Consider the following 11954-nt stretch of genomic DNA (forward strand, 5'->3'; position numbering starts at 1 on the left):
ATAGAAAGGAGGAACGCTGATTGAAAAAGTTTATTATTATTTGCGTATCCGTCCTCCTACTTTACTTTATTGGCGATTATCTGTATTACAATAAGGGAATTTATGTTTCTTTCTCCACCGATGCGCCTATAGCAACTTTTACAAAGACTGAGGGCGAGAAGATTTATGTCGATCACGGTAAGGGAAAGGGCTATGAGGAATTCCAAATTAAAGGCGTAGATATGGGTGTTGGGATACCAGGCTATTTTGCCACAGATTATGCGATTGATAAGGCTACCTATCTTCGTTGGTTTAAATTAATTCAGGAGATGGGTGCCAATACCATTCGGGTTTATACAATATTGGACGATACCTTCTATGATGCTGTGAGTGAGTATAATACAGGGAATGAAAATCCTCTGTATATTATCCACGGGCTATGGGTCAATGATTATGTTCAGAATTCTCGTGTAGATGCCTATGATGAAAGTTTTTTAGATCAGATGCTGGAAGACTCCAAACTTCTTGTGGATGTTATCCATGGAAATCGAAAACTGGAACTAGGCCGAGGATATGGATCTGGCAGCTATACGGAGGATATCTCTCCTTGGGTAATTGGATATATTTTAGGAGTTGAATGGGAAGATGTTACCGTTGCCTATACGGACCACATGCAGAAAGACAAGAACATCTATATAGGCAATTACTTAAGTACCACTGTGGATGCCACTCCCTTCGAAGCGATGTTAGCACAGGTTGGAGACAAGATTATTGAGTATGAGAGCACACGATATAAGCAGCAGCGTCTCGTTGCATTTTCGAATTGGGCTACTACGGATCCATTTGATTATCCAGATCAGATATCGAATTATTTCTATAAGATAGCCAAGGTAGATGTCGAAAATATCCAGCCGACAAGAAACTTTTTATCCGGCACTTTTGCTTCCTATCATATTTATCCTTATTATCCTGACTATCTGAATTACATGCCAGACAAAGAAAAGTATGTGGACAGTACAGGCCAAATAAATACGTATTACGCTTACTTAAAAATGATTAATGATCATCATACAATGCCAGTAGTCATCTCAGAATTCGGTTTTCCTACATCAAGAGGAATGGCGCAAAGAGATGTAAATACAGGACGTTCTCAAGGAAGAATGTCGGAACAGCAGCAAGGACAGGCCATTATTGACAGCTACAACGATATTATGGCTGCTGGTTCAGCAGGTGCTGTAATTTTTACATGGCAGGATGAATGGTTTAAGCGTACCTGGAACACGATGCATGCCGTGGATTTGACAAAAACGCCCTATTGGAGCGATTACCAGACGAATGAACAGTATTTTGGACTTCTATCATTTGATCCCGGCCAAGAGAAGAGCATCAGCTATGTGGACGGTGATCTATCAGAATGGGAAGAAGAAGATAAAGTGATTGACACCCCCTCCTCTTCACTTTCTATGAAGTATGATGAGAAATTCATCTATTTTTTAGCATGGAATAAGGGGTTTACTGAAGAAGATACGATATACATTCCTATTGATACGACTCCCAAGACAGGAAGCAACTACAGCCAGAATGATGATGTGAAATTTGAGCGAAATGCAGACTTTTTGATGGTTATTGATGGAAAACAAAATAGCCGTGTGCTGGTACAAGAACGATACGAAGTGTTACGCGCTATGTATCGGCAGGAAATTGAGGGCAAGGATGCTTATCTTAACCCTCCTGATAAAAACACACCCATGTTTAAGAAGATCAATCTGATTCTTCAAACAGCAGTGTTAGATCCAAATGAAATGGCACAGCCTGGGAACAAGGCTAAAAATAAAGAAAAGAATAGAGATATCTATGAAACTGGACTTCTAACATACGGAAATGCTAATCCTGAAGCGCCGGACTTTAACTCGCTTGCAGATTTTATCTTCAACGGTGAATATGTCGAGATCAAAATTCCATGGCAGTTATTCAATTTCTCTAATCCTTCTGAAATGATGATTCATGATGATTACTATGAACATTATGGTGTGGAGAATATCAAGATTGACAAGCTATATGCAGGAATCGGCAATAATGAGGAAAACAACCAGCGGATTGAGATGAAGCCTTTTGCATTAGAAGGTTGGGGACGAAAAGTAACCTACCACGAACGATTGAAGAAATCCTATTATGAGGTCCAGAAAGTCTGGGCAAATAACGATTAGTAAGGAATGATACATACACATGATTATTAATGTTGAAGAGCTTATTTATATTTATATAGGTGTATGTATCAGCATGCTCATTTTTAATGTTTGCATCATTTTTTATCGCAAAGCTCAATACAAAAAGTTTAAGATCCGTACCGAGGACATTTCCAACCTAATTAATCAGCAGCTCGAGCATATTGCCAACCAAGAACCGATTGAGCCAAATATTCAAATCAGGTTAGGCCAAATGTTATCGATGCCAAATAAGCTGATGGCTTTTCATGAAGCCATTGAAGATGCCTTTAAGAAAGATGCCTCGGTAGTGCAGGAATATCTGTTTAACAGCAGACAAGTATTTAGTACGCTAGCGGTAAAATATATGCAGAAAGATGATATGAGAAAAGCCTATTTTGCCTATTTGATGTCGAGATACAAGGTTTGTCAAAATCTTGAACAAGATGTGATCATCAACACCATGCTGCAGCTTATCGTTACGAAATCAGCCTATTGCAGGGAGAATGCACTCAAGGCGCTTTACAGCTTTGGCAATGAAAAGAATGTGTTATCTGCGTTAATCTTGATCAATGAAAAACAGATCTTCCACCATGAAAAATTGTTAGCCGATGGTCTATTGTCTTTTGAAGGTGATAAATCACGACTCGGTGCCTTGCTGTGGAAGCACTTTAACGAATTTAACAGTGACATTCAAGTTGCGATCGTGAAATACATGCATGCTGTTTCGGATCAATATAAAGAGGAGTTCTATTCTCTGTTAATAAAGAAGGACACGAATAAGGAAGTTAAAGTTTCAATCATTCGCTATTTTGGGAAATATGAATATGAACCGATGCAGAGCTTTTTGTACAATGCTTTGACAGAAGATTCAAATGACTGGGAACTCATAGCGATCTCGGCATCCGTAATTCGAACATATAAGTCCAACGAATCTGTAGAGGCATTAAAGAAAGCAATGAATCATTCCAATTGGTATATTCGGTATAATGCAGCGGAAAGTTTGAACGCTTTGCGTAAGAATTACAATGAGCTTGCATCTATATACAATGGTACTGACCGATTCGCTAGGGATATGTTGTTATACCAAGACGAGCGAAACCGTATCAAAGTAAAAGCGAAGCAGGAGGGCTTAAGCCCATGATGGATTCTATCAAGTTATTTTTTGATTATGTCAGCTTGTTCTTCATTCTATATCTGCTGATATATTCTACATTTTTATTCTTGTCCGTTGCGGTCGGCACCTCAGTGCTATACAAACAGCTGCAAATGCGCCAGATGAAGAATGAGCTCAAACATGACTACTATATTCCGATTTCGATCATTGTACCTGCCTATAATGAAGAGATTACCGTTGTAGATACCGTTATTTCTTTGCTCAATTCTAAATATAAGTTATTTGAGATTATTGTGGTGGATGATGGATCTCAAGATAACACATCACGAGTCTTGATTGATTATTTCGATTTACATGAGATTCAGCGCCCAATCCGCAAATTGATTTCGTGCAAACCTGAGGAGGCTTGCTATCTTGGGTTTAGAGGCAATATTCCAATCACCCTGATTCGTAAGAAGAATGGCGGCAAAGCTGACAGCTTGAATATGGGAATTAACGCTTCCCAGTTCCCCTACTTTATCTGTATGGATGCAGACTCTATGCTGCAGGATGATGCCCTTGAAAAAATCATTCAGCCTGTACTTGAGAACCGTGACGTTATTGCATGCGGCGGGCTTGTAAACATCGCAAACGGAGTTACACTTAAAAATGGTAAAGTGACTAAATACAAGTTGCCCAATAATATTTTGATCATCATGCAGGCACTGGAATATAACCGCTCCTTCTTGGCGTCCCGAATTCTTTTGGATCAATTTAATGGAAATTTGATTATTTCTGGAGCGTTTGGCCTTTTTAGAAAAGACATGGTGGTTAACGTTGGAGGTTATGATCACTCCACTCTAGGCGAGGATATGGAACTTGTCGTTAAACTGCATTTATTCTGCCGTTCACATAATATCCCCTACTCTATTAAATATGAACCAGATGCTATTTGCTGGAGTCAAGCACCAGAAACGATGTCCGACCTTATTAAGCAGAGAAGACGATGGCATCTCGGGCTATTCCAAAGCCTTGTGAAGCATAGGAAACTGTTTGCAAAACCAAAATACGGAGTTGTCAGTATAACATCTTATACCTACTATCTGTTCTATGAATTATTTTCACCTTTTATTGAGTTATTTGGGTTGTTAACGATAATGCTTGCCTTTTCGTTTAATCTGATTAATGTTCCTTTTATGATTCTGTTTTATTTGATATATGCAGGCTTTGGCGCAATTCTTTCCCTGACCGCATTTTTCGCTCGCATCCATACACAGAATTTAAAGCTTGAGCTAGGTGATGTCATAAAGGTCATCAGCTTATGTTTGCTAGAGAATGCAGGACTAAGACTAGTTATTGCATTTGTTAGAATGACTGCTTTTATCAAATATAAGAAAAAGAAGAAGCATTGGGGAAAAATCACACGCCAGAAGTTGAATACCGATCTATAGAATTTGGATTTAAGTGAATCGAGGAACTGATGATGACAAAAAGGTTATGGAAATTTTCATGGATATTATTAGCATTCTTGCTCATATTCACTGGTAGTCCAGCAGCCGTAGACGCTCACACAAACAGCGCTCTTGTACAAGGGACTCAAACAACTTCGAAATCGGAAGCTGTAGTTTATGTGGCAGGTAATCCGGATCACTACCCAATGGAGTACTTTGATGAAAAAGATCAGACATTCAAAGGCATTGTGCCTGATCTACTCCAAATCATATCGAAAAAAACGGGGATTGAGTTCATCTATATGGATGAAAATGTTGAACGTGATAATCTGATCAAGAATCTTCAAGTAGATATGATATCTGCCTATCCGTTTAATCAGGAACAAATCGAAGCCTATAACTTAACACTCAGTGAGAAATATTTCTCCATCCCCACAGAGCAAGGTACTGAAGAACTTTATTTTGCTTTCACATCAATAGCGGATCCAGTCATGATATCCCGTATAACTGATGCCTTACAATCCATTACAAGCGAACAAAAAGAACAGCTCCTGTGGTCAAAAATACCTAAGGAGCCCGAGATTACACATAAAAGAACGGATATCATCATCATAGCCCTATTGTTCGTTTCTACCGCTCTTTTAATCGTTATGATATCCTTCGTTCGCAAGTATAAGAAGGGTCTGATGAAGCAGATTCATACTGACCAAATGACTGGCTACGGGAATCACGTTCAACTGTTTGAAGATTATGCTGCACTCATCACGGATCATAATCGCTACAGCTATTGTGTTGTCAATTTAAAAATAGAAAATATCTCTTATATCAGTGAAGTACATGGATATGTAGAACGAGACAATACCCTCACGCATATCTCACATATTATTCAGTCACAACTTAGTGAATACGAGATGTTTGCCAGAATATCGGAAGGTAGTTTTATTCTGGTGATACAGTACCTCTCCCAGCAGCAACTAACGCAGAGACTGGATCAACTCTACTTGGACATTGAGAACACGATCAAGCAAGAATCTAAGGATTATGTGGCATCGCTTAAGTCGGGTATTTATTTTTTGGCGATTCATGATAAAGACCTGAACCTGGCTATCAATCATGCGGTGCAAGCTCGAAAATATGCACAGAACAATAACCTTAGTTATGCCATTTATGATGAGGCGATTTTCAAATCGATCAATTTGGTTAAAGAACTGGATCAAGAAGTTATTACAGGCCTTGAAAACAATGAGTTTATTCCTTATTTTCAACCAAAGCTCAATGTGGAAAGTTTGGAGATTGTAGGATTTGAAGCCTTATCACGCTGGCAAAATAAGAAGAGAGGACTTTTGTTCCCAGGTGATTTTATTCCCGTTCTTGAGAAGAATGGATTGCTCGGTGAGGTAGATATCGCTTTGTTCCGAAATGTGTGTCAACTGATGGGACAAAGAGTTAATGACAAAAAGGAGCTGCTTCACATATCCTGTAATTTCTCACGGTATAGTTTCTACCGTCCTGATTTCTGTACAACCTTGAAAGAGATTGCGCAAGAACAACAGGTCCCAACAAGTTATTTGGAAATTGAAATATCCGATCATATTTCAGCAGAGAATATACCTGAGATTATCAGCAAGGTTAATGAATTAAAATCCTATGGTTTCACAGTGGCCCTCGATAATTTTGGAGGCGGTTATTCTTCCATTATGGATCTGAAAAACTGTTCCATAGATACCTTAAAGCTGGATAAGGAAATGATCAAAGATATACAAAATCCGAAAATACATTCCATTATGGGAAGTATAGTAGAAATGTGCCATGATATTGGCGTAGAAGTTGCTTGTCAAGGAGTAGAGACTGAAGAACAATTGCAATTACTTAAACACGTGGATTGTGATTATGCACAAGGGTACCTCTTCTATCAGCCAATGCCGTATTCTGAGTTAGATAAGCTTATATGAGGAATATAAATATGAAAAATCTAAATAATTATTTGGGAATTCCCCTCATTTTAATTATAGGAATTACCCTCATTGTTTACAGCGCTCCACAAAAGACAACGGATGCACAAAGCAAGTATAGTATTTATTCTTGGAATGATGAAGTTGTTTCAGCTGAAGAGCGTGCTGTATTATTGTCAATTCTAGATCAGATGAATATTGGAGCGATCTACCAATCATTCTCCGAAGAATTACTGGCATCACAAGAAGTAGAATCTTTTCTTTCTCAAATGGTTGAACATAATATTGATGTATTTTACCTAACTGGAGAAGCCCAATGGGGTTTGGAAGCAGACGGAGCATCTCTGAAAGAAGAAATCATGAAAGTAGATCTGTTCAATCAAAAGGTAGACAAACAGACTAGAATGAAAGGTATTGTTTTTGATGTAGAGCCTTATCTTTTGGATGAATGGGATGAAGCTGATAAGAAGGGCAAAGTAAAAATAATAGAAACATTTATTGATGGTTTGGAAGCAGCATATCAGGTGGCACAGGATAAGGAATTGATTATGATTGTTACTATTCCTCATTTCTATGACAGATATTCTCTCTATGAACTGGATCGCTTGATTTCTTTGGCAGGTGATGGGATTGCAGTAATGAATTATGATCGTACTGACGAATATACTCAAATCAAGAACGAAGTTAATTTTGCCCAAAAGTATGGAAAACAGGTCATCAATATCGCCGAGCTGCAAAAGCCAGGAGTTCATAAACTTGAAGATATCAACACCTATTATAATGTCGGCCTTGATGAGCTTCAAAAGTCTTGGGCTAGTCTGGACGAACGTTTCCAATATCCCAAATTAAGCTTTTCTTATCATTATTACGAGTCTTTGAAGGAGCTTATCTATTCACAATGAAGCAAAGTATTTGCGCATCCAACGCTTCATCCGATCTTTATCTTGTATACCCAAGTGATCGTTAATCTGCCGATATGTCCATTTTTCTTCCACGTGTAGACGGATAGCCTCCATCTTTAGTTCCTCTGAATAAGTCTAAAACTTTTGATCTTTCATCGCCATTACAAATACATCCCTTAGAGTTCGTCGGTTAAACCAAGGGGTTTTTCCAATGTCTACTCTAAGGGATGCACTTCAGGGTGCTTTAATGTTAACTTTATTTAGATAAAACCCAATAAATATGTAACGTGATAATACATATACCCGAATACTAAAGATGCTACAATCATGTATATATTTTGATATTTTGATTTTTTAAAACTATTTATAAAGCACCACATAAATACAACACCAATTAAGAAGTAAACAGTATTCAATGGATGATCTCCTCCATAATTATAGTTATAGATTACTGGACAAGCTCAAATCTCCAAACAAACCCTTGATATAGCTGGGTAAACTAGAGATCCAATCCTGTAGTTGACAAAAAATAGCTGTTTTATTCTTCTTGGATTTGGCCTTTGACATTTGGAGAAATAAGTTCATAAGTTGCTGGAGCGCAGTCTGGAAATTCAGATCACGAACTTCATCAGCAAATAGAAAGAATAGACCTCGCAGACCACAGGCAGTTTGTACAACGACGGAGCCCTTGATCTCTTTAGTATTTGATTGAGGTAGGCTGTGAAAGACCTCGCTTAATGTCATTCGCTTTCCTTGAACCAGGTAGCGCTGCTTCACCTCCTTCACCATGCCAATCACAGGAAGACCTTTTTCGCTAAGCTGACGGAGAGGTGGAGCTTGCGTGAACCAGCTATCCATAAGCACATAGTCGGCGGTGAATCCTGCATTCAACGCCCAATCCAGCAAGGCTCTGGCTTCCGGGAAAAGGCCGCCATTCGACGTTTGTATCCATGGCTGCGTTGGAAAAATTCGAAGCCATTTCGCATATCCGATTGGCCAGTTTGGCTGAAGACAGCATGACAAAGTCAAGCGGAGCGAAGCTAAAACCATCCGACCAACCCAGGGTTAACATCGTGTAGCCTTTTTACTCCGGTTTCGACTGAGTACAGAATCGTCAACGATAAACACACGCACGCGATTGGAAGAAATAAGCGATCCGAAATGGCGTATTCTGAATTCTTCTTATACCTTCAAGGGCTTAAGGCGATTTTCCAGCTGCGAAAGTTGAGTTATTAATAAATATTATCTGCTTTCAAGATACTTATTAGTTTCTTTTGTCAATTCATTAATTAGAATTTGAGATTTATAACCTTTGTTGAAGTTATCTTTCTGGATCGCCTCTAAAACGGTTTTCACTTGATCAGCTAAAAAAATTCTGTCTTCTCTAGTGCCATAGTTATTTCCAGCAAACATATTAAGATTATTGTGAAGATATTGAATTAAACTTTTAGAGTATGAGATAAATTTGTAGTTATTATTTTGATCAAGGCTAATAACACGATCCATTCCAAAAACATAGCTTATTTCAGCATACATTTGGTATATGGGATCGGTACCTTTACGTAGACGTCCTTCAATTGAATTTAATAAGTCAGTCCGTTGCTCAACCAGGTTTGCAATTTGTTCTTCAGTATAATTCATTTTATTTTTTTCTAATCCAAATAAAACAATAAACAAAACTAGTAAAAAGATACAGATAGATAAAAGAAATACACGTATTTTTTTCATTATTAACCCTCACAAACAAAGTTTATTATGGTTTCGTTACAATTGGGTTTGAAGAAGTAGAATAAGCAATAATCGGGCCTTTAACTTCTTTGTCAAGAGTGTTATACGCAGTGAATTTAACGGTTATAGTTGCATCAGCGCTCTTCATCGCTCCGTGCTTAGGATCATATTCTAGATCCCAGTATGCATCAAAATGTTGCCCACCTCGATCCATATAGACATTTTTAACTTTTCTTGCGTTAGCTACTCCAGCACCCATAACATTTCTAAAATCCCAAACAGTTGTTTTTAGAGGTTGTGCCATCAATAGGTTCGGTTTATTTTTAGTCTCTTCTTGTGTTACTTCATCCGCTTTGAATGCTTTTCCTACACAAAGGAGTAAATCATTACTTGGTTCTTCTAAAGAAGAGCTGTATATTTGCTCTAGATTTTGTGCTGTTGTAAGTTTAGATGCTGAATCTTCCACAATGATAAACTGATCGGAATTTGTAGGAGTCATATATAACACAAAAGATTCGTTTGGCAGCCATGCACCATATGTACCCACTAGTAAGGTGGATATAAGAATAGGTACAAGGATTTTTTTGATAATTGTTTTTCTCATTCTCCTTAAAAATAGCCTAATAAAAAAAATACAATAAATAGCTTTAATTATACAAATGTATTTCCTGGAAAACCTCACCTAACAAGGGAATTCAGGGCAATGACAATTGTAAGACTTTCTTAGAAAAGTGCTTCATCGTTTACGTGAATGAGATTGTAGTCAAGGCGGATGGTACGGCGAACATTCAATATAAGTTCGCCTCCAGCCCGTCTCCTAAGTTTGAACCACTTCAAGCGGTATAGCCATCAAGCTGTCTGTATGCGTCGTTAAAAGACTTTCGTTGCTATGACCTACAGTGCTAGCCATGGAGAAAGGCGCGGTCATAAATAGTTTATGGGCTTCTGACGCGTCGCAATTTTTTTCAAAAATGTTTTGGGTGTAAATAACAATGAACAACAATATCACACCTATTCGATGACAGGGAACTTGAAATAATAGCGCTATACGTATAGAGCTTAATAGAATTATATGGTACAGTTATGTAAATGAAACTAAGTTTCATACAACGAAACTTTTTTTTAAAAAACTGTTTTTAGTGGGAGGGGACTTTACAAGTGCCAATTAACTTTCACGATGAACAAAACAGGCAGACGTATGCAACAAGAAACGCTGATGAATCTTGGATATCTTTAATAAAAGATACAGTAGATGTATCGAATAAGCGGATTTGGTTGTGGAGGTGGCATTTATACGAAGGCTCTTATTAAGATGGGGGCATCTCATGTAGTTGGTGTAGATTCCTCGGATGAGATGTTAAAAGGGGCGGCTAATAACTGTAAGAACATTCAAAACGCTACATTTCTAAAGGGAGACGCTTACCAATCAAGCCTACCTGCAAACGATATTGACATTGTATTAGAAAGAGCATTAATCCACCATCTGAACGACTTAGATGCTTGTTTCAAGGAAGCATATCGCATCATTAAAGATGGCGGAGTTCTCACTCGTTCAGGATAAAACCCCAAAAGTATGGAAAACAGGTCATCAATATCACCGAGCTGCAAAAGCCAGGAGTTCATAAACTTGAGGATATTAACACCTATTATAATGTCGGTCTTGATGAGCTTCAAAAGTCTTGGGCTAGTCTGGACGAACGCTTCCAATATTCCAAATTCAGCTTTTCTTATCATTATTATGAGTCTTTGAAGGAGCTTATCTCCCCTCATCTATAATCTGTCTACAATTTTGAGCAAAACAAAAACCCGACCGCGTGTGATCGGGTTATATAACTGGCCCTGATAAGCTGTTACCTCTCCCTTTAACTGGATAGAAACAGTGGCGGTACTTGGTTCTTAAGGATGCGTTTAAATGTCAATCTTAAATCATTCAAGGGATACATGGTGTGGAGTACGAAAAAGAAGAAGCGCTAACCGGAGGGAATGTCTCCAGTGTATATCGTTTGGGAGATACGGTTCGACGAGAAATAAAACCGGATAGTGTTAAAATTCATACATTGCTAAAGCACCTTGAACACAAAGGTTTAAATGGTGGTGAGTGATTTTCCAATGGACGAACGTTGGCAGCCCATTGATAACACCCCGCAGCCATTTGAGGCGATGTGCCATAATGATTTTGCTATCTATAACATTATTTTTCATCGCGAAAAACCAGTCGGTGTAATTGATTTTGATTTGGTTGCTCCTAGCCCAAGACTTTGGGATATCGCTTATACGCTTTACACTTGCGTTCCTTTAAGCAGGCTTTATCATACGGAAGCAGGCGAAGCCATTTATTATGATTCGTTAAAGGATGCTGAGCGAATCAAGCAAAGGGTACAATTGTTCTTTGATTCCTATGGTATGAAGGGAAAAGAAAAAGGGTTTTTAGAAATGGTGTTGCTGCGAGTAGAAGGATTATGTAAAACGATGCAAAGGAAAGCCAAAGAAGGCGATATCGCGTTTCAAAAAATGATCGACGAAGGACATTATTATCATTATCAAGAGGATCTTCGATTCATTCGCGAACACGGAAAAGAGTGGATTTAAGAAAAAAGTCACTTGCAAAGTTTTTTTACATTTGAGAGATGAGGAAATTGAAA

General features: G+C 38.2%; 8 protein-coding genes and 2 pseudogenes. 7 read left to right on the forward strand and 3 right to left on the reverse strand.

Annotated features, from left to right (window positions below):
- Positions 1-20 precede the first annotated feature (20 nt).
- The 5 genes from C8268_RS17340 to C8268_RS17360 all read left to right on the forward strand — a co-directional run bounded on the left by C8268_RS17340 (position 21) and on the right by C8268_RS17360 (position 7584).
- Positions 21-2186 carry a hypothetical protein gene (locus C8268_RS17340; protein WP_106768827.1) on the forward strand — a complete coding sequence of 722 codons (2166 nt, stop codon included), beginning with the start codon at positions 21-23 and terminating at the stop codon, positions 2184-2186.
- Positions 2187-2205: 19 nt separating this feature from the next.
- Positions 2206-3327: a HEAT repeat domain-containing protein gene (locus C8268_RS17345; protein WP_106768828.1), complete on the forward strand. Its 1122-nt coding sequence runs from the start codon at positions 2206-2208 to the stop codon at positions 3325-3327.
- Complete coding sequence (locus C8268_RS17350) at positions 3324-4730, forward strand: glycosyltransferase family 2 protein (protein ID WP_106768829.1); 1407 nt, start codon at positions 3324-3326, stop codon at positions 4728-4730. Before C8268_RS17345 ends, C8268_RS17350 begins: the two co-directional genes overlap by 4 nt.
- Before the next feature lie 302 nt (positions 4731-5032).
- On the forward strand, positions 5033-6682 hold the full coding sequence (locus C8268_RS17355) for an EAL domain-containing protein (protein WP_158702763.1): 1650 nt from the start codon (positions 5033-5035) through the stop codon (positions 6680-6682).
- An 11-nt stretch (positions 6683-6693) separates the two neighbouring features.
- Positions 6694-7584 (forward strand): hypothetical protein, encoded by an 891-nt coding sequence (locus tag C8268_RS17360; RefSeq protein ID WP_106768831.1) that lies wholly within the window; start codon positions 6694-6696, stop codon positions 7582-7584.
- A 441-nt stretch (positions 7585-8025) separates the two neighbouring features.
- Here the strand turns inward: C8268_RS17360 and C8268_RS17370 are convergent.
- The 3 genes and pseudogenes from C8268_RS17370 to C8268_RS17380 form a co-directional block, all read right to left on the reverse strand.
- Positions 8026-8754: pseudogene (locus C8268_RS17370) on the reverse strand (transposase); the annotation flags it as partial.
- 72 nt (positions 8755-8826) lie between these two features.
- A complete protein-coding gene (locus tag C8268_RS17375) occupies positions 8827-9312 on the reverse strand; it encodes a hypothetical protein (RefSeq protein WP_106768832.1) in 486 nt (161 codons plus the stop codon).
- A 25-nt stretch (positions 9313-9337) separates the two neighbouring features.
- Positions 9338-9916, reverse strand: a complete 579-nt coding sequence (locus tag C8268_RS17380; protein ID WP_106768833.1) for a hypothetical protein — start codon at positions 9914-9916, stop codon at positions 9338-9340.
- A gap of 648 nt (positions 9917-10564) precedes the next feature.
- On the opposite strand from C8268_RS17380, the gene C8268_RS17385 reads away from it, so the two are divergent.
- Positions 10565-10873 (forward strand): class I SAM-dependent methyltransferase, encoded by a 309-nt coding sequence (locus tag C8268_RS17385; RefSeq protein WP_106768834.1) that lies wholly within the window; start codon positions 10565-10567, stop codon positions 10871-10873.
- Positions 10874-11258: 385 nt separating this feature from the next.
- Positions 11259-11901 (forward strand): annotated as a pseudogene (locus C8268_RS17390) (phosphotransferase).
- Positions 11902-11954 lie beyond the last annotated feature (53 nt).

Origin of the sequence: Paenibacillus faecalis (assembly GCF_900289175.1) — a bacterium.
Taxonomy (GTDB): Bacteria; Bacillota; Bacilli; order Paenibacillales; family Paenibacillaceae; genus Paenibacillus_AQ; species Paenibacillus_AQ faecalis.

Bases quoted from the DNA above. Each gene is read 5' to 3' on its own strand.
- C8268_RS17345 (WP_106768828.1), top strand. From the start codon at position 2,206: ATGATTATTAATGTTGAAGAGCTTATTTATATTTATATAGGTGTATGT.
- C8268_RS17350 (WP_106768829.1), top strand. From the start codon at position 3,324: ATGATGGATTCTATCAAGTTATTTTTTGATTATGTCAGCTTGTTCTTC.
- C8268_RS17355 (WP_158702763.1), top strand. From the start codon at position 5,033: ATGGATGAAAATGTTGAACGTGATAATCTGATCAAGAATCTTCAAGTA.
- C8268_RS17360 (WP_106768831.1), top strand. From the start codon at position 6,694: ATGAAAAATCTAAATAATTATTTGGGAATTCCCCTCATTTTAATTATA.
- C8268_RS17375 (WP_106768832.1), bottom strand. From the start codon at position 9,312: ATGAAAAAAATACGTGTATTTCTTTTATCTATCTGTATCTTTTTACTA.
- C8268_RS17380 (WP_106768833.1), bottom strand. From the start codon at position 9,916: ATGAGAAAAACAATTATCAAAAAAATCCTTGTACCTATTCTTATATCC.
- C8268_RS17385 (WP_106768834.1), top strand. From the start codon at position 10,565: ATGTATCGAATAAGCGGATTTGGTTGTGGAGGTGGCATTTATACGAAG.